At 49.3% G+C, this 18,605-nt stretch carries 15 protein-coding genes; 13 read left to right on the top strand and 2 right to left on the bottom strand.

Annotated elements, in window-relative coordinates:
- The first annotated feature begins 9 nt into the window (after positions 1-9).
- Genes PGRAT_RS15570 through PGRAT_RS15560 form a run of 3 tightly spaced genes read left to right on the top strand, consistent with a single transcriptional unit; the run spans position 10 to position 3,765 of the window.
- Complete coding sequence (locus PGRAT_RS15570; protein ID WP_025704631.1) at positions 10-1,041, top strand: sensor histidine kinase; 1,032 nt, start codon at positions 10-12, stop codon at positions 1,039-1,041.
- Positions 1,042-1,043: 2 nt separating this feature from the next.
- A complete protein-coding gene (locus PGRAT_RS15565; RefSeq protein WP_202903625.1) occupies positions 1,044-1,826 on the top strand; it encodes an ABC transporter ATP-binding protein in 783 nt (260 codons plus the stop codon).
- A complete protein-coding gene (locus PGRAT_RS15560; protein WP_025704633.1) occupies positions 1,813-3,765 on the top strand; it encodes an FtsX-like permease family protein in 1,953 nt (650 codons plus the stop codon). Before PGRAT_RS15565 ends, PGRAT_RS15560 begins: the two co-directional genes overlap by 14 nt.
- A 33-nt stretch (positions 3,766-3,798) precedes the next feature.
- Here PGRAT_RS15560 and PGRAT_RS15555 read toward each other — a convergent pair whose 3' ends face one another.
- A complete protein-coding gene (locus tag PGRAT_RS15555; protein ID WP_025704634.1) occupies positions 3,799-5,178 on the bottom strand; it encodes an MFS transporter in 1,380 nt (459 codons plus the stop codon).
- A gap of 113 nt (positions 5,179-5,291) precedes the next feature.
- Here PGRAT_RS15555 and PGRAT_RS15550 point away from each other — a divergent pair, with 113 nt between their 5' ends.
- From PGRAT_RS15550 to PGRAT_RS34345, 5 genes are all read left to right on the top strand, one after another.
- Positions 5,292-6,170: a LysR family transcriptional regulator gene (locus tag PGRAT_RS15550; protein WP_025704635.1), complete on the top strand. Its 879-nt coding sequence runs from the start codon at positions 5,292-5,294 to the stop codon at positions 6,168-6,170.
- Between the two features lie 250 nt (positions 6,171-6,420).
- A complete protein-coding gene (locus PGRAT_RS15545) occupies positions 6,421-7,191 on the top strand; it encodes an amino acid ABC transporter substrate-binding protein (RefSeq protein ID WP_025704636.1) in 771 nt (256 codons plus the stop codon).
- A gap of 28 nt (positions 7,192-7,219) precedes the next feature.
- Positions 7,220-7,879, top strand: a complete 660-nt coding sequence (locus tag PGRAT_RS15540; RefSeq protein ID WP_025704637.1) for an amino acid ABC transporter permease — start codon at positions 7,220-7,222, stop codon at positions 7,877-7,879.
- 15 nt (positions 7,880-7,894) lie between these two features.
- Positions 7,895-8,638, top strand: coding sequence for an amino acid ABC transporter ATP-binding protein (locus PGRAT_RS15535; RefSeq protein ID WP_025704638.1), 744 nt, complete (start codon positions 7,895-7,897; stop codon positions 8,636-8,638).
- 197 nt (positions 8,639-8,835) lie between these two features.
- Positions 8,836-8,964 (top strand): DUF6254 family protein, encoded by a 129-nt coding sequence (locus tag PGRAT_RS34345; protein WP_238326769.1) that lies wholly within the window; start codon positions 8,836-8,838, stop codon positions 8,962-8,964.
- A gap of 147 nt (positions 8,965-9,111) precedes the next feature.
- Here PGRAT_RS34345 and PGRAT_RS15530 read toward each other — a convergent pair whose 3' ends face one another.
- Positions 9,112-9,975, bottom strand: coding sequence for an AraC family transcriptional regulator (locus PGRAT_RS15530; RefSeq protein WP_025704639.1), 864 nt, complete (start codon positions 9,973-9,975; stop codon positions 9,112-9,114).
- 178 nt (positions 9,976-10,153) lie between these two features.
- Here PGRAT_RS15530 and PGRAT_RS15525 point away from each other — a divergent pair, with 178 nt between their 5' ends.
- The 5 genes from PGRAT_RS15525 to PGRAT_RS15505 all read left to right on the top strand — a co-directional run bounded on the left by PGRAT_RS15525 (position 10,154) and on the right by PGRAT_RS15505 (position 18,595).
- Positions 10,154-12,868, top strand: coding sequence for a fibronectin type III domain-containing protein (locus PGRAT_RS15525; protein WP_025704640.1), 2,715 nt, complete (start codon positions 10,154-10,156; stop codon positions 12,866-12,868).
- A gap of 216 nt (positions 12,869-13,084) precedes the next feature.
- Complete coding sequence (locus PGRAT_RS15520) at positions 13,085-14,911, top strand: cache domain-containing sensor histidine kinase (protein WP_025704641.1); 1,827 nt, start codon at positions 13,085-13,087, stop codon at positions 14,909-14,911.
- Between the two features lie 4 nt (positions 14,912-14,915).
- Positions 14,916-16,478, top strand: a complete 1,563-nt coding sequence (locus tag PGRAT_RS15515) for a response regulator transcription factor (protein ID WP_025704642.1) — start codon at positions 14,916-14,918, stop codon at positions 16,476-16,478.
- A 209-nt stretch (positions 16,479-16,687) separates the two neighbouring features.
- Positions 16,688-17,617, top strand: coding sequence for an ABC transporter permease (locus PGRAT_RS15510; RefSeq protein ID WP_025704643.1), 930 nt, complete (start codon positions 16,688-16,690; stop codon positions 17,615-17,617).
- Positions 17,618-17,641: 24 nt separating this feature from the next.
- Complete coding sequence (locus tag PGRAT_RS15505) at positions 17,642-18,595, top strand: carbohydrate ABC transporter permease (protein WP_025704644.1); 954 nt, start codon at positions 17,642-17,644, stop codon at positions 18,593-18,595.
- The last annotated feature ends 10 nt before the right edge of the window (positions 18,596-18,605 follow it).

Raw genomic sequence — 18,605 nt, 5'->3', positions numbered from 1 at the left:
AACCTGGCTTTGATACTCCGCTATCTGTATGACAGGAAAAGCTGGATCAGTTTCTATCTGTCGTCCCTGCTGCTGGTGGATTTGCTGATCTGGATGGACGGCGGGATTGCGGTCCGTGGGCAGTCGCTTCTATATTTGAACCTCTTGCTGATTCTGGCCATGGCCGTTTTCCTGGGGTGGCGCTGTCAGAAAGAAATGAAGTATGCGCAGAGTCTGGCGAAGCTGGCCGAAGAGATGAATGAAGACTGGATTGCGACATTGCCTGCTGCCTGTTTCTATCAGGAAGAAGCGACCAGCCGGCTCTTGGGAGCGGTGAACCGCTGGTACTGGAAGCAGCTTTCTGACGGCATGGCTGCCCATTCGTTGGAGCAGGATTATATGGCTGCCTGGGTCCATGAAGTGAAGACGCCGCTGACCGCCATGAAATTGACAATTGATGCCGGCAAAGGCCACCCGGCTATGCGCAGCATCGAATCTGAATGGCTGCGGATTCATTTGCTTCTGGACCAGCAGCTGCATATTTCACGTCTGCCGTCCCTGGAGTCCGATTATATGCTGGAACAGGCCGGGATTCAGCGGCTTGCTGCCCGGGAAGTGCGCGAACTGGCCTCTTGGTGTGTGGAAAAAAATATAGCTGTCGAATTCGGCGGAGAAGAGGCCACGGTCAATACGGACTGCAAATGGTGCCGTTTCATCATCCGGCAGTTGTTGACCAATGCGGTCAAATACAGCCCGGAAGGCGGAACGATATATCTCACGTCGATGGCCGCGCCGGATGGTACAGTTCGAATGACGGTTGCGGATGAAGGTCCGGGTATTGCCGCGCATGACCTGCCGCGGATATTCGACAAAGGATTTACCGGAGGGCATGGAAGACTGCACAATGCGGCAACCGGACTGGGGCTTTATCTGGCCCGTACAGTTGCGGACAAAATCGGAATATCCCTGACCGTACAGTCGGAGCTGAACAGAGGAACATCCATGCAGCTCACCTTTTCTGTAAGCAACAGGTTCGAGTCCGTCCGGACAGGGAGGGGATGAAGATGCAAGACAGACTTCAAAAAACCGTGCTGCTTGCCAAGCAGGTGCGTAAATCATATGGGGCCAGGGGCAATGTTCAACAAGTGCTCAAAGGCATAGACCTCCGTGTATTAGAAGGGGAGTTTGTCGGCATTATGGGCCCGTCCGGGTCCGGGAAATCAACGCTGCTCAATGTACTGTCCACCATCGATACAGCGACGAAAGGCACAATTTTTCTTGAGGATACGGACATCGCGGCCATGAATCATCCTGAATTGTGTGCGTTTCGGCGCAAAAAGCTCGGATTCATCTTTCAGGATTACAACCTGCTCGATACATTGACGGTAAAAGAGAATATCCTGCTGCCTATTTCGCTCGGCAAAAGGAACAAACAGGCAGCAGAAGCTGAGTATCAGGCCATTGCCGTGAACCTTGGCATTGGGGAAATCGCGCATAAATTTCCGCATGAAATTTCCGGCGGCCAGCGGCAGCGGACGTCGGCAGCACGTGCGCTGATCCATCGGCCCTCTCTCGTATTTGCGGACGAGCCCACAGGCGCTTTGGATTCAAAGGCGGCTTCTTCTTTACTGGGAACATTCGAGGAGCTTAACCGGGAGCGCAGCATTACGATTATGATGGTCACGCATGATCCCTTAGCTTCAAGCTATTGCAGCCGCGTCGTGTTTTTGAAGGATGGAGCGCTCTATTCTGAATTATACCGCGGCAGCAAAACGCGCGAGACTTTCTTCAAAGATATTCTCAATGTGCAGGCCGTGCTCGGGGGTGACCGCGTTGACCCTGTTTGAGTTGGTCATCCGCAGTATGCGGGCGAATCTCAAGCATTATTACCTGTATTTTTTCGCCCTGATTCTAAGCACAAGCTTATATTTTGTGTTTGCTTCATTACAGAATGACTCTGCGGTAATGGCCCGGGCCTTCGAGGATATTCAGTTCAAGTCCTTTTTTAGAGCAGCCGGGATATTGCTGATCGTGATTATGGCGGTATTCATCATTTATGCAAACGGAATGTTTCTTAAGCGGCGGAACAGGGAAATTGGCTTATATCAGCTGGTGGGGCTGACGAGAAGGACGGTCGGCGGGCTGCTTATTGCGGAGAATCTGCTGCTGGGGGCGGGTGCGCTTCTGATTGGTGTCGGAGGCGGCGCGGTTGTATCGCGTTTTTTTATGCTCATACTGATGAAACTGGCGGGAACTGACTATGTCATTACATGGTCTTTCTCCAGCACAGCAGCTCTGCAGACTGCCGCCGTGTTTGCTCTACTTACCAGCTTTACCTGGGTCCAGATGCTGTTAACGGTATACCGTACTACACTGCTTGAGCTTTTCAAGGGTGAGCAGCAGGGTGAGCATTCGGGTCAGCCGAGACCGGTTCTATCCGCAGCGCTGGGGCTGCTTGGCCTTGGATTCATCGCAGCCGGGTATCTGCTCTCCGGTAAATTAAGCAGCCAAGCGCTGCTCTTGCCGGTGCTGGGGATTCTGGCCCTCACTATAATTGGAACCTATCTGCTTTTCCGGATAACGATCGGCTGGGGATTCTCCCGGTTCCGCCAAGGCATGGACGGACATCTGGGGCTGAAAAACAGCCTGTCACTGGCCCCGGTCATCCATCGGATGAAGGGGAATGCCAACTCGCTGACGCTGATTACCATTCTGTCTGCGGTGACACTGACAATGGTGGCCATCGCTTATTCGCTGTACTATTCGGCCGGGCGGGAGTCCCGGGCCATGCTGCCCTACGATTTCGCCATTGAGCATAATGAGCAGGCTGCCCAAGCCTTTGGGGCTGAGCTGGAGAAAAGCGGCTTTACCTTTGCCCATCAAGCGGTAGAGGCTATTAGATTACCCGGTACATTTGGACAAGGGAGCGGGGATGAACGCAGCCTAATGCTGCTTGCGGCAGAGCAGCTGCAGACAGGCGGTGCGGAAATTGCAATACCGGCTGAAGGCGAAGGCGTTTTGTACAATGGCCGGAGAAAGGCATTAAGCAAAGAAACGGGCCATACTGCTTATCCGCAGACCATTTCTTTTGCCGCCAGCGGGGTTCCTGCCGAAGTCCGGTTGACCGGAGTCATGGACCGTTATGCGATGAATTACAGTTTACGCGGCCTCCAACTTGTCGTGCGTGAAGCGACGGTAAAAGCGATTCGTGGGCAGATGCAGGTTTCCTCCAAGACGGAAGCCTTTCGTATCCATACCTATCAGATTGCGGACCCGGATGAACGTGCGGCGGCCTCGGAGGTTTTTGCGAAATATGCCAAGCAGGAAGAGTTCAGAACGGATTTCTATACCTATGCTCAAGAATCGCGGCAAAAATTCGGGCTTATTATGTTTGCTGCAGGTTTTCTCGGACTAATCTTTCTGATCTTTACAGGCAGTATTCTGTATTTCAAACAGGTGACTGAAGCCGAGCAGGATAGACACAACTATACAATTCTGTGGCAGCTGGGATTCAGTGAGCGTGAGATGCTGGGCGGCATTATCCGCAAGCAGCTGTTTGTATTCGGCATTCCGCTGGCCATCGGACTGATGCATTCCAGCTTCGCCGTACAAGCAGCTGCAACACTGACGTTCTCGGACCTTTTATTCCCTGCGGCTGCGGCCATGGCGGTATATACGTTCACTTATCTGATGTTTGCTGTGCTCACTGTAGGCTTTTACCGCCGTATTGTCAAAGCGGCTGCGTACAGCGGTTCGTCAGATATGATCTCCAACCGCATACGGTAACTCTGGCATCAGCGGACCCAGGAGAACTTGCGGCTATTGCAATGGCTTGGACACCCTTTGCCGCCAATTCATAAATACTAAGAGCAAGGCAATTACCGAGAGGATAACCCCAAGCAGCCGAAATCCCCCAGCACTGAATGTATCGCCCATCACGATGCCCAGCAGCAATGAGGAGAGAATAGTCCCCAAGTATCTTGAGGTCATAAATACTCCGGAGGCTACACCGATGATTTCTTTTGGAGCGCTTTTGAACAAGGCTGCCTGCATACCGACACTATTCAATCCGTTGCCAATACCGAATGCGCCTAACGCCACACATACGCTGATTGCCGGAGAGCTTTGATTCATGGTCACGATCCAGACGGACCCCAATGCCATTAATATTGCGGACAGGAGCAATGCCGGCCCCGGCCCTGATTTATCGATCCATCGTCCTGCTATTGGAGAAGCAGCCAGCGAGCACAATCCTAAGCTAAGCATGAGAAGCCCTGTATGGAATTCGCTGACATGACGCACCATCTGCAAATAGGAAGGAAGCCCGAAAAACAGTGAGTAATATAGGACGTTAACGAGTATAAATTCGACATTGATCCGGGTCATCTCCGGATATTTGGCGAAGGTGCGCACCGGAATAAAGGGTGAAGACGCCTGTAACTCATGCCGTACGAATGCAACCAATGCTATAAGGCCAATCCCTCCGGTGAGGACATGTCCAAATGAAATATGGGCGGATGATTTGGCCGACAGTAACCCCGCGAGCAGGGCAACCAGACCCGCTGCGAAAAGCAGGATGCCTGGCGCATCAATCATGGTTATCCATTGGCGCCAGGACATGTTGCGCAGAGCGGGTGCTGGCGGTTCGTCCTTAGGAATGGTTCTCCAAGCTAATAGAAAGCCCGCTGCCACAATTGGAATATTCACAAAAAAGATACCATGCCAATCCCACCAGTGGATTAAAACCCCGCCAATAAAGGGTCCAATTGCTGCCGCTCCTGACAGGAAGATGGACATCACTGACAGCGCAGACGCTTGTTTCTCCGTAATATGAACCCGCACAATAGCCATTCCTACAGAGACCATCATGCTTGTTCCGATGGATTGCACAACCCGGAACACGATGAGCCACCCGAAGCTTGGAGACAGCGGAGCTGCTAATGAAGCAGCGAAGGCTACAACAAGGCCAGCCAGAAATATCTTCCTGCGTCCAAATAAATCACTGGCCTTCCCCATGACAGGCTGGGCGATCGCACTTGCAATGTAGAATGAAAAAATGATCCAGGATACCTCTGTAAAATCAAGACGGTACACATTTTGCAGCCTTGCAATAGCAACGGAAATCATCGAAGAATTTAAAGGGTTCAATAGCACCCCGAGACCCACGGAAATTAACAACCACCTGCTGCGCGCATTCATTTTTGGTCCTCCCTAAGCTGTATTGATGTCATCGTACATGAATTCAATTATTTATTCCAACGCCTTTTATGTTATGATTTCATGGACTTGAAGGAATGAATGGAGGGTGTGAATTGGAACTTCTTCAACTGCAATATTTTCTCGTAGTAGCCCGTTTGGAGCATGTGACCGAAGCAGCACGAAGCCTGCACGTTACACAATCATCCCTAAGTAAAACAATTGGGCGTCTGGAAGAGGATCTGGGAGTCCCTTTATTCGACCGGGTAGGGAGGAAGCTGCGGCTCAATGAGTTCGGAAGCAAATTCCTCCGCAGGGCAGAAAGGGCTTTGTTTGAATTAGAACAGGGAAAGCAGGAGCTGAGGGATCTATCCTCCCCCGAACAAGGCACACTGGAATTGGCGGTGACCGCTGCAAGCGCGTTGCCCAATATCCTTCGGGCGTTCCGCAAAAAGCGGCCCCTTGTCCAATTTCATGTGCAAATGCTGACCACGCAGGAAATGGTTAAGCGGCTTCACCAAGGTGAGGTTGATGTCTGCTTGTCTTCACCAGCAGTCGAAGAGGAGGAGGACATTGAATGTCAAATCGTTTACATTGACCCCATTCTTGTTGCTGTTCCAAAAGGGCACCGGCTGGCTGAACGAAGCAGCGTATCCTTGGCAGAACTTAAGGAGGAATGGTTTGTCGGTGTGAAGAGAGGCTATGGCACCCGCGATTTGGCAGACAGGATTTGTAAATCGGTTGGCTTTGAACCCAGATATGTGTATGAGGGAGATGAACCTGCAAGGCTGAGCGCTCTTGTGGAGGCAGAAATCGGCATTGCTTTTATACCAAGCACGGCAAGAAACTCACGGGAACAGATCCATTATCTTCAAGTGGAGAATCACGAATTGGTGCGGGAGATTGCATTATTATGGCACAAGAGCCGCTACATTTCGCAGACTGCCTTGGAGTTCCGCGAGGTCGTTGCAGATTATTTTAAACCACTGACCTGAACATAAAGCGATAGCTTTTATTAAAATATAAGAACTTATATGCTTCGCGCTATAAATTATCCTTCTATTTCTCGCTGAAACGGGTACCGTCCTTATGAGGACGGTACCCGTTTCCACTTATTTGTCACAGAAGTATTTCTCTTCTCTATCGACGACACTGACATCATATGTTATTATGATAAACTGATAACGTGTTAACGAACTAAAGCGATTGATGCGTTTGTTGTTATTTACTAGGGGGAATTGAGAGATGAAGAGAAAAGGGTTATTGGTTGTATTGGTAATGATGGCAATTGCGGCGATAGCAGGCTGCTCCAGTTCAAAGGGGGATGACGGCAAACTGGTGATCGGTATTGATGATAAGTTTGCTCCAATGGGCTTTAGAGATGACAACAATGAAATCGTCGGTTTTGACATTGATTATGCGAAAGCGGCGGCCGAGAAAATGGGCCAGGAAGTTACCTTCCAGCCGATTGACTGGTCGGCCAAGGAATCAGAGCTGAACAGCGGACGCATTGATATGATATGGAACGGGTACACCATAACGGACGAGCGCAAAGAGAAGGTACTATTTACCAAGCCTTATCTGGAGAACAGCCAGGTTGTAGTTGTGCTGGCGGATTCAGCGCTGGCGAAGCTGGATGATCTGGCCGGAAAAGAAGTCGGACTGCAAAGTCTGTCGTCCGCTGCCGATGCCCTGGATGCCAGTCCGCTCAAAGCAAAGATTGCCAACGTATCCGAATTTCCGGACAATGTGCTTGCCCTGACGGACCTGAAGTCCAAACGCCTGGATGGAGTGGTCATTGACGAAGTGGTGGCAAGATATTATATGTCCAAGGAGAAGGGCATTTATAAGCTGCTGGATGAATCGCTGGCTCCTGAGCAATACGGTATCGGCATTAAGAAAGGCAATGAAGCGCTGCTGGAGAAGCTGCAGAAGGCTCTGGATGAACTAAGCAGTGAGGGTACGGCTGCCGAAATTTCTACGAAGTGGTTTGGAGAGAATAAAGTATTGAACTAGATAGTTCCTTTAGGAGTCGGTTGAAGAAATGGATATAGATTATATTATAAAAATTGCCGGGCCGATGCTGGAAGGTGCGCGGACAACCGTCCTGCTGTTCCTGATTGTTATCGTGCTGTCTATTCCGCTCGGGATGCTGGTCACGCTGATGGCCAAGAGCACCATCAAGCCGCTGGCTTGGATCGCACACACGTATATTTACGTGATGCGCGGAACTCCGCTTTTGCTGCAGCTGCTGTTCTTCTGCTTCGGCCTCCCCCAGATTCCGGTGATTGGCCAGTACCTGGTTTTGGACCGCTTCGTTGCGGCCAGTCTTGGCTTTATCCTTAATTATGGTGCTTATTTTGCCGAGATCTTCCGCGGCGGGCTGCTGTCGATTGATAAAGGACAGCATGAGGCCGCCAAGGTTCTCGGGCTCAGCAAATGGCAAACCCTGCGCAAGGTGATTCTCGCCCAAATGTTCCGGGTTGCTCTGCCTGCGGTAGCCAATGAGTCCATCACCCTGGTCAAGGACACCGCTTTGCTCTACGCTGTAGCCGTACCGGAGCTGCTGAATTACGCGAAGACGGCGGTGAACCGTGATTTTACGGTAACTCCATTTGTAGTAGCCGGTGTTATTTATTTGCTCATGACACTGGTACTAACGCTGTTCTTCAAGGCATTGGAGAAACGTTTCAAATTTGAGTAGAAGGGCTGTCCAAACATGAGTAGTATGATTGAAGTTAGGCAATTGCAGAAATCTTTTGGCAGCCTCGATGTGCTGAAAAAGATTACCTTTGATGTAAACCCCGGGGAAGTCGTGGCGGTGATTGGGCCTTCCGGTTCAGGAAAGAGCACGATGCTGCGCAGTCTTGTTCATCTGGAGGAAGTGACCGGCGGAAGCATTCGTATTCACGGCAAGCCGCTGGTAGAGAACGGTAAATATGCCGGCAGTGCGGATATTAAGGAGATTACCGCGTCCATGGGCATGGTATTTCAGCACTTTAATCTGTTCCCCCACCTCAGCGTACGGGGAAATCTGGAGCTTGCCCCCAGAACACTGAAGAAGGGGAGCCCTCAGGAGATTTCCGCCAAAAGCCGGGAACTGCTCTCCAAGGTGGGTCTTGCCGATAAGGCGGACGTATACCCGTCCATGCTGTCGGGCGGGCAGAAGCAGCGGGTAGCCATCGCCAGAGCGCTGATGTTGAACCCGGACATCCTGCTGTTTGACGAGCCGACGTCGGCGCTTGATCCCGAGCTGACCGGCGAGGTGCTGCGTGTCATCCGCCAGCTTGCGGAGGAGAACATGACGATGATTATCGTCACACATGAGATGAATTTTGCCCGCGATGTGGCCGACCGTATATTATTCATGGCTGACGGGGAAATTGCCGAATCGGGAACCCCTGAGCAGATTTTTGGCAGCCCGAGGCTGGAGCGGACCCGGATGTTTTTGAATCAAGATTAACAAAAGAAGTGATTTCGGAAAGGGGCTGTCTCAAAAGCCAAAAAATGGCTGTTGGGGACAGCCCCTTATTGTGCAGTGAAAGATGAAGTCCGCGGAGTATGGGTATCAAAACAAACTTACACGTATGAATAATCGCCATATTCAGCATCCTATTTACTGTAGTATACATGATGCACATCCAGAGGAGGCTACCCGAGATGAGCCAGCAGAAGCAAAGAAGTGAAGCTGTGTGGAAATCCCAAAAGCAGAACCAGCGCCCCCATGGTAAAATCAAGCCGCTGAAAGAGCTTTCCAGCGAGTATGATGCGGAACATACTACGTCGTAACCTATCACAAGGCGGTAGGCTGCCGGTTCCATAAGGCAGCCTATTCGGGCCGCAGGTGATCCAGGAACATTTGCCAGACTACATAGCTCCAGCAGAGGGCACTAAATCATAAACAAACGTTTTATAGAGCCGAACTCCTTTAGAGGATCAGGCTTTTTGTTGTTTTACGGCCATGTATCCCGCCTGTGGACTTTTGCGGAATTTCAAGGGAGAGAAACCTGTGATGCTTTTAAATGTCCGGCCAAAATGAGTTGAATTCTCGAAGCCGACACACTCGGCAATAGCCGAAACTTGCAAGTTGGATGCTTTCAATAAATGGCAGGCTTGTTTGATCCGGACATGGTTCACATATTCGATGAGGGTAAACCCTGTTGATTCTTTGAAGGTCCGGCTAAGGTGGGAGGGACTGACATGGAAACGGACCGCGAGATCCTCCAAAGTCAAGCGCCGGTCATAGTGATGATTGATGAAATGGGTGATATGGGAGATGCGCTGATAAACCTGGTTGGCAGTGCAATTCATGTATGGACGGCCGCTGTTCAATAAGCGGTGTATGTAAATTAAAAGCTCGGACAACAGGATTTTGAGATAGAAAGCGGACTCCGGGAATCCGTTCGCGGACTCGGCGGCCATCTTCGCAAAAATTCCTTCGACATAACCTTGTTCCTGCCCCTTTAACCGGAGGGAACCAGAACCGGATTGGAAAGCGGACAACGGATGAAATGATAAATCCCCGGTCAACAGCCCGCCCAAAAACTCTTCTTTAAAAAGCAGTGTTACCCGCTCAAATTCTGCACCATTGGGATTAATCAGCCGGTGTTCGTCATTTTTTCGGATAAGCAGCATGGAGCCGCCAACAAGCTGAAACGGCTGGCTTCCGATACAATAGTGAAGTTCCCCAGAGACAATATATAGAATTTCATAAGCATCATGATAGTGGAACGAAGGAATGCTGGATCGGGATTTGCTCTCTCGGCTGATATAAAAAGGATCAGAATGAAAAAAGTTCATCTCAATCACCTCTCCGGCACTCCGGTATTTGAATGAATATCCTCATTGTAGCTGAAGCAGTATAAATTGTTAAATAAAATGTTAGTGGTAATATATGTTGAAAATGGCGGTTTTTTAATAAGATTCTCTGAGAATCCAGAGGCGGGTGTGGGATATATTCAAGAAAGCGGGATTCTTAATGAATCTCAAGCTAATCCGTTCACTTGAACGGGAAAGGGGCTGCAAAACCATGCAAATCCAGAAAAAGAGAGGAAGTAATCCGAAACAACTATTCTTTATGTTCTTGGCACTCCTGTTGATCCCCTGGTCATTCCCGGCAGATTCACTGGCCGGACCCGTGACGGGTAAGCCCAAGCAAGCCTCACTTGTACAGAAGGAAACTGCTGCAGCTGAGGCCGTAATCGCCGAATGGATTTTCACCAACAAGGGAGAAGCGGGAAGCCATCCAGCCACCGGAGGAGAGTATGCCTCTTCCTCAAGCCTGGAACAGGTCGGAGGTTATTTCGAGAATTTTGACAGCAAAGCCAAAGACATCAGCTATCAGGGCTGGGACAAAGGCGAAGGCAAGAAGTATTGGCTGGCAACCCTTTCTACATCCGCCTACAAGAATATCAGATTATCCTCTGAACAAAGCTCTTCCGGTTCCGGTCCTAACGATTTCAAAGTACAGGTAAGTTCGGACCGGACAGTCTGGACCGACGTGCCTGGAGGTACCGTTCAGATGAAGACGGTTTCGAGCTACAGTTGTCCGGGGCAGTCCTGCAAGCTGAGCAAGCTGCCCATGCCGAATGCAGACGACAAGGAACTGCTGTATATCCGCTGGCTGGTCAATTCCAATCTGGCCACGAACCCCAAGGATAATCCGAAAGGCATTGGTGATGGCGGGTCCAGTAAAATCCGGAATATTCGTGTGACGGGCGATCTAATTCCTGGAGAAACGCCCATACAGCCGACAATGGATAAGTCCCGTTCTCCTGGAGATGGAGCTGAAAAAGTATCCGTGGCAGCTCCAATCGAAGTTAAATTCAACAAATCGATAAAACTGATGAATCCACAGGCTATCACGATTCAAGATGATCAGAATCAGCCTGTCTCCAACCTTATAGCTGAAGTCATAAACCAATCGACCCTGCGCATCGGGCATGGCGGTTTGGGTCAAGGGAAAAGGTACAGAGTTTTCATCCCCAAAACCACGGTCCAAGGCATAGATGGCTCTCCCTTGATCCGTAATGTCGAATGGAGCTTTACGACCCAGCCATCTGCGTCTCAGCCAACTCTTATCAATATGACTTTTAACGGCGATACGAAAACGAGCATGTCGTTCGCATGGTACACGGATACCTCTGCGGAGACGAAAGTCCAGACTGCTGAAGCAGCAGGGGGAACCGGAAACGGGTTTCCGGACGTGGGGGTTCTCGAATTCACAGGAACCTCAGAGAAAATCTCGACCTATATGACCAAGAGCGACAGAACAGCCGGTAAGAAGAAAAATTTTTACAGCCATAAAGCAACAGCAGTTGGGTTGAAGCCGGGCACCCCATATGTATTCAGAGTGGGTGACGGTTCGGTCTGGAGCTCCACCGGATCATTCGAGACTGATACGGCGACCTCTCAGCCCTATCATTTTATTGTCGGCTCCGATTCGCAGGCTTCAAGCAAGCCGGGTTTTGAACCCTGGGCAGATACCTTCAGAAAAGCAAATGAACATATCGGCAATCCCAAATTTTTGATTAATGCCGGCGATTTGGTCGACAACGGTGACCTGGAGGAGCAGTGGCAGTGGATGCTCGGGCTCGCACAGCAGTCTCTGATGAAAGTGCCCTTCGTTCCCGTGCTGGGCGGACATGAGGTGTCCGATTGGGACGGGGATGAAACCACGGTGAATAACAACTTCTACAACCACTTCAATCTGCCCCGGAAAGTGGTGGAAGCAACACATGACGGCTCGGTGTATTCTTTTGAATACGGAGACGCCCTTTACATGGTGTACAACTCCCAGTTTGACGGCAAGCTGAATGAAGATGGATCTGTCAACTGGGAGGATGAGAAGCATGAGCAGTTCTGGAACCAGATCAATTGGATGCGGAATACAGTCGCTAAGTCTGATAAAAAGTGGAAATTCGTTGCATTTCACAAGGCGCCTTACGCATCCGGCGATAATTCCGCACAATGGGAAGGGGATCGCGTTAAATTTTACAGAAAGAATCTGATTCCAGTCTTTGACGAGCTTGGCATCGATATGGTGTTTGAGGCCCACGACCATATGTATATGCGTTCTTTCCAGATGTATGGGGATAAAGTTATAGATCCGAAAAAACTGGAGAAAGACGAGGCGGGGAACGTTGTTAATCCTCAAGGAACGGTGTATCTGATGTCCAATGCTTTTGGTAACAAGTTTTATTACAAAAACGAACCCTATGACGACTTTTTTGCGGCAGTAAATAAGCAACCGGAGAAAAAAATGTTTACGGATGTGTCGGTTTCAGATCAAATTCTGCAATTTGATGCCTATACGGCTGCTGTGGAAGATGAAGGAAAGACCGGATATGAAAAAAACGGGCTAAAGGTATACGATCATTACGGCATCAAACGCACGGATACCAAACCCGCTCCCGTGGAGGAGTTCAAGGTGAAGCTTCAAGGGACCAAGGCTACTTTAACCTGGAAAACGCCTTTCACCAGCAAGGAACAGGTGAGGGGATTCCGTATTTATGAAAAGGATGATAAAATCAGCAAGCATTGGAGCCTTTATGTGCCGGTAAAGCCGGGAACGGCGCAATACAGCACCATTATCGAGCATTTAAATCCAGAGATACAATATAACCTGGTGATCAAGTCTGTCGGAAGAAGGGACAATTCCAGTCCAGTCACGGCAAGTGCAACAGCAGATTAATTAGATTCATCCTCCATGCAACGACTGATGTGCAGGTATCCTTGCACGTGATGTCGTTGCATTTTATAGTTATTCATCCTCCGTTTATATTTCTCGGAACCGATAGCAGTACCTGCATAAGGCGGCATGGATGTTGCCTATTTTTTATTGTGCAAATTTAACGAACGGTGATACACTGAGTTGAAAATTGGTTCCGAAGGAGGCGGTCAGGCGCGAATGTCCAAGTTGCGGACCTTTTATCAAAATCATCTGAAGAAAAAAATGTTTAACAAGATTCTCCTGTTCTACTCCATGGTCATGGTTCTCTTGTTTATTAGTGTCTCTATTCTGGCTTACCGCTATTATGAGCAGCGGCTCGTACGGGAGCAGATGGATGCGAGTCTTCAGGAACTGGACATCATCAGCATTAGTCTGAATCAGCAAAACGAACGGATGTATGGAGCGGTGCAGCAGATTTACACGGATGCGATGATTGGAGATGATCTGAAGTATTTTTTGACTCATGAATATGAGGATTTCCTCAAGTGGCGTCTGAATCAATATGCAAACAGCTACCGGACGGAACGCAACAGCATCGATTATCATTTACGCCAGCTGCTTAAGGAGGAAACATCCATCTCGAACATCGTGCTGTACAGCTCCGACCAGGACTTTTATTACGTTCTGAACCGGGAAACCCAGCATTTTTACGATCAACCGGCGTTATCCGCCGCACATCAGGACTGGTACGAACGGTTCCGGAATCAGCCTTGGCAGTATATGGGCAACGAGCCGCTGTTCGAGGGAAAAGCCGCCGGGGAATCAACGCCTTACAGCTACGTGAATGTGCTCAAAGACCCAGTGACGCTGAAGGAATACGGTGCTATCCTGTTCGAACTCAATACAAACCGAATAAAAGGGCTGCTGCGGGAAAAATTGAACAATACGGGCAGCCGGATCATGCTGATCACGTCGCAGGGGCAAGTGATTTTTGACTCACAGGGGCGTTACGGCAATTCCGTCTATCCGTATTGGAAGCAGATGACTAAGCCTGGAGATTGGGTGAATCTGGAGGAACGTTCCAAAGTACAATTGCTGAATATCGGGAACACAGGGATGGCCGCTGCTGCCATCATTCCGGAGTCTCAAATCGTACAAAGCCTTCAAACCTTACGTTATAGTCTTACAGGGATCGTGATCTTATGCATCATTATCAGTATTTCAGTGACGTTCACCGTTATCCGCCGCTACTCCAAAAAAATCCATAGAATTATCGTCTACATGCGGCGATGGCAGGATGGCGATTTGAGCAAGCGGATCAAAATGGAAGGGGAGGACGAGCTGCAGCAAATCTCGCAAAGCTTTAACTATATGTGTGACCGGCTGGAGTCCTATATCCAGACCGTCTACATCTCAGAAATCAAGCAGAAGAATGCCCAGCTCGTGGCTCTGCAGGCGCAGATTAATCCGCATTTCCTGTACAATACGCTCGAGAGTATACGCATGAAAGCCATCAGCTCAGGGGCCAGGGATGTCGGTCAAATGATTTATATTCTCGCCACAATGTTCAGGCATTTGATCAAAAAACAGACACATGTCACTTTGGCCGAAGAAATCGAGCTGTGCGGGATGTATTTGGCCTTGATCCAATACCGGTACGAGAACAAGCTGCAGGTGGAAACGAACATCGAGATGTCGGTCGCCGGATGCATAGTGGTTAAGCTGCTGATTCAGCCGATTATCGAAAATTATATCGTTCACGGCTTTCGGACGAATGACGACGATAACCGGATATCCATAACGGCTGCAGAACAAGAGAGGCACATCATTATTCGTGTGAAGGATAACGGCAAAGGTATTGCGCATGAGAAATTGATAGCGCTGCGCAAGGCGCTGCAAAGTGAGGGGGGAACGCCTTCGCTATCCAGTGATTCCCTGGGTCTCAAAAATGTCCATGAACGCATTCGTTTGAATTATGGCAGCGAATGTGGAATCCATGTGATCAGCGAACAAGGGAAAGGCTGTGAGGTTATCATCAAAATTCCATTCACAAGGGAGGACTAACCGAATGAGGAACGTATTGCTGGTGGATGACGAGCCACTCATTGTCAAAGGAATGCAGTCCATCATTGATTGGAATGCGAATCATATGCAAATTGCAGATACAGCGCGAAATGGCGTGGAAGCGCTAGCAAAGCTGGACGGCTTATCCGTAGATCTGGTTATCACGGACATTATGATGCCCCAGATGACGGGTCTTGAACTGATCCGGGAAGTCAAAGTCCGCAGTCCTCTCACTAAGTTCATCATTCTGAGCGGTTACGAGGAATTCAATTACGTCCGGGAAGGCATTACGCTGGGTGTCGAGAATTATTTGCTCAAGCCGGTCAATATCGGCGAATTAGAAGCGACCATTAAGCATATGCAGCACGATTGGGAGCGGGAGGAAATCAGACAAATTCAAATGGATCAGAGCTGGCGGATTCTGAGAACTAATATATTGCAGCGGTGGGCCAATGAAACCATCGATGCCAAAGAGTTCCGGGAGCGCGCGCAGCTGCTGGAACTCCCCTTGACCAAGTCAAGTTACTGTGCAGCTGCGCTGCGGATTGTAACCGATCTTGATCACGGGATGGATGATCCGCAGTTTTACAGGCCCGTAATCGCTGAGCAATGTGAAATCATAGGCAGAACACATGTACCGGACGGCTGTGAGATCATCTGCTTCCCTGATCAGGAAGGAGATATCATTGTGCTGTTCGCTTCAACCGGCAGGGAAGGAGAAGAATGGCAAGTTCAATCGCTTTGCGGAATGAAGCAGTGGATCGCCTCTGATACAGGCGCCAGTGTATGGGGTGTGAAAGGACTGTCTGAGCAATCCTATCTGGGGGTTCCGCAAAGCTGCAAACAAGTGAAGCTGTGGCTTCAGAATCATTTGTTAGGCGAATCAGAGACTATCATAGTGACATCGGACAACGGAAGTGAAGCCGGGCAGGCGTGTGAGAAAAGGGAGCCGGTTATGGATCAATTCCATAAGCTGCTCCGGGACGGAAAAAGTCTTGAGGTTGACCGGTTCATCGACGATTTCTTTGCTGTTCCGTCAGAGGATGGGCACCCGGCAAGAACGCCGTTCTTCAACTCCGCAATCCAGCTTATGCTGGCGGCCAAAAATTTGGAGAAAACTCCGGACTACGGAGGCGTATTCGGTCCCTTATCCAGAATCCATACCCTCAGCGGGCTGAAGCGGCTGGTGAAAAGAGTGGTCCATCAAACACTTGATACATATCATGCGACTGAAAGAGACTATAGCCCGCATGTGATGGCTGCACTGGATTTTGTAAAGAACACCTACAAAGAGGAGCTTTCGCTGAAGACGCTCAGCCAGAAACTGGACCTTCACCCCAACTATCTGGGGCAGTTGTTTCAACAGGAGGCGGGCACCAGCTTCTCCGATTATGTGAATCAGTACCGGATCGAACGTGCCACCCATCTGCTGTTGTATTCGGATAAAAAGACGGCGGAGGTGGCAGCGGAGGTAGGCTTTTGGGATACGTCTTACTTTTACAGGCAGTTCAAAAAATATGCCGGCGTTTCCCCGACAGAGCTGCGTTCGATGTATATGAAAAAGTAGGCTGCGGCCTGCCGGTTAAAAAACACACCTTGCAGAGGTGTGTTTTTTAGTGAAATGAAGGCGCTATCTTTAATTAATCCATCATTATATTGTATTTTTCAACTTTCTCGGCGGCTGCGCGGCTTTCATAATAAAGACAGGGGATCGGGAAAATCCAAAACACCAAATGAGTTGAGGTCAGCTACAAGTAAATCAAAGGAGGGACAGCCGTGCAAGGCATCTTGAAGAAACTGATGAAGAATAGGGCGTTTCTTCTGCTGGTGCTGCCGGGAGCAGCGTGGTTTATTATTTTTGCTTATTTGCCGATGTTTGGGACGATTATTGCCTTTAAGGATTTCCGGATTCATCCGGGAGGATTTCTTGAAAGCGTTTTAAAGAGCGAATGGGTCGGTTTTAAAAATTTCGAGTTTCTGTTCTCGACCGATGACGCTTATATCATAACGCGCAATACGATTCTTTATAACGCCGGTTTGATTATGCTTGGACTGGTTCTCGCAGTTACGCTTGCCATCATTATGAATGAGCTGTTAAATAAACGTCTGGCGAAATTATACCAAACCGCGATGTTTATGCCGTATTTCCTCTCATGGGTTATTATCAGCTATTTTGTATTTTCGTTCCTCAATGTAGAAAAAGGCGTGTTCAATCAGTTCCTGGTCTTCTTGGGCGAAGACCCGGTAAGCTGGTACAGCGAGACGAAATTTTGGCCGTATTTTCTTATCTTTCTGGGTCTCTGGAAAAATGCCGGATATGGGAGTGTCGTCTATCTTGCGGCAATTGCCGGCATTGACCGCTCTTATTATGAGGCAGCAATGATCGACGGTGCTACCAAATGGCATCAGATCAAGTTTATTACACTGCCGATGCTGAGGCCGCTGATGATCATTTTGACGGTTCTGGCCCTCGGCGGCATCTTCCGCTCGGATTTCGGCTTATTCTACCAGGTTCCGCGGGATTCCGGTGCATTGTATCCGGTCACCAACGTTATCGACACATTCGTATATCGGGGACTGACGATCATGGGCGATACGGGAATGAGTACGGCTACGGGCCTTTATCAATCCGTTGTCGGTTTGATTCTCGTGCTGCTGGCGAATTACGCTGTACGCAAAATTGAAAAGGATTATGCCGTATTCTAAAAATCGGCAAGGGGGGTGCCTGCAATGAATGACTTAAGCAAATCTATGGAGAGAACGCTGCTCTCTGCTCCCGGGAAAAAGAAGACCAGGGACATCAATGCGATTAGCCCATTATGGAATTTTATATTTAATGCAGGTGTGTGCTTATTCGCCCTATCCTGTATCTTTCCGTTTATATTTATCATCATCATTTCCTTTACGGACGAGAAGACATTGGCCATCAACGGCTTCAGTATCCTGCCCGAGGTGCTCAGTCTGGACGCCTACCGGTTTCTGATGCGCTCCGGTGAGCAAATGGTCCAATCCCTGGGCGTGACCCTGACCGTAACGGTCATTGGCACAATTCTGACGCTGTATCTTGTTTCTACCTATGCGTACGCAATTTCACGCAAGAACTTTGACCAGCGCCGGTTCTTCAGCTTTCTTGCTTTCTTCACCATGCTGTTCTCCGGGGGGCTGGTCCCGGGATATATCGTCGTTACGCAAGTACTTCATTTGCGGGATTCTATATGGGCACTGATATTCCCTTCGATTCTGAACGCGTTCTATATTATCGTCATGCGCACCTTCTTTACGACGACTGTACCGGATGCGATCATCGAATCGGCCAAAATCGACGGCGCAACCGAATTTGGTATCTACACACGTATTGTGCTGCCCATTTCACTGCCGGGTATTGCGACTATCGGGCTTTTCAGTACACTTGGCTTCTGGAATGACTGGTTCAATGCGCTTCTGTATATTGATAATCCAAATTTAATACCACTGCAGACCCTGTTAATCCGGATTCAGAACAATATGGACTTCATCGTACAGAACAGCAGCCAGGTGGTATCCTACGACATTGCTGCGACCTTGCCGACAGAAACGGTCCGTATGGCGATGGTTGTGCTGGCTACGCTGCCAATCGCGCTGGCATATCCGTTTTTCCAAAAGTATTTTATCCAAGGACTTACGATTGGTTCGGTTAAAGAATAAGTTGGATAAG

The organism is Paenibacillus graminis (genome assembly GCF_000758705.1).
In the GTDB taxonomy this organism is placed as follows: Bacteria; Bacillota; Bacilli; order Paenibacillales; family Paenibacillaceae; genus Paenibacillus_AQ; species Paenibacillus_AQ graminis.
This window is presented reverse-complemented; position numbering and strand designations above follow the sequence as displayed.

Excerpts from the sequence above, each read along its gene's own strand:
- PGRAT_RS15530 (WP_025704639.1), bottom strand. The coding sequence starts at position 9,975 with ATGAACTTTTTTCATTCTGATCCTTTTTATATCAGCCGAGAGAGCAAA.
- PGRAT_RS15555 (WP_025704634.1), bottom strand. The coding sequence starts at position 5,178 with ATGAATGCGCGCAGCAGGTGGTTGTTAATTTCCGTGGGTCTCGGGGTG.
- PGRAT_RS15535 (WP_025704638.1), top strand. The coding sequence starts at position 7,895 with ATGAGTAGTATGATTGAAGTTAGGCAATTGCAGAAATCTTTTGGCAGC.
- PGRAT_RS15525 (WP_025704640.1), top strand. The coding sequence starts at position 10,154 with ATGAATCTCAAGCTAATCCGTTCACTTGAACGGGAAAGGGGCTGCAAA.
- PGRAT_RS34345 (WP_238326769.1), top strand. The coding sequence starts at position 8,836 with ATGAGCCAGCAGAAGCAAAGAAGTGAAGCTGTGTGGAAATCCCAAAAG.
- PGRAT_RS15565 (WP_202903625.1), top strand. The coding sequence starts at position 1,044 with ATGCAAGACAGACTTCAAAAAACCGTGCTGCTTGCCAAGCAGGTGCGT.
- PGRAT_RS15520 (WP_025704641.1), top strand. The coding sequence starts at position 13,085 with ATGTCCAAGTTGCGGACCTTTTATCAAAATCATCTGAAGAAAAAAATG.
- PGRAT_RS15545 (WP_025704636.1), top strand. The coding sequence starts at position 6,421 with ATGAAGAGAAAAGGGTTATTGGTTGTATTGGTAATGATGGCAATTGCG.
- PGRAT_RS15540 (WP_025704637.1), top strand. The coding sequence starts at position 7,220 with ATGGATATAGATTATATTATAAAAATTGCCGGGCCGATGCTGGAAGGT.
- PGRAT_RS15515 (WP_025704642.1), top strand. The coding sequence starts at position 14,916 with ATGAGGAACGTATTGCTGGTGGATGACGAGCCACTCATTGTCAAAGGA.
- PGRAT_RS15505 (WP_025704644.1), top strand. The coding sequence starts at position 17,642 with ATGAATGACTTAAGCAAATCTATGGAGAGAACGCTGCTCTCTGCTCCC.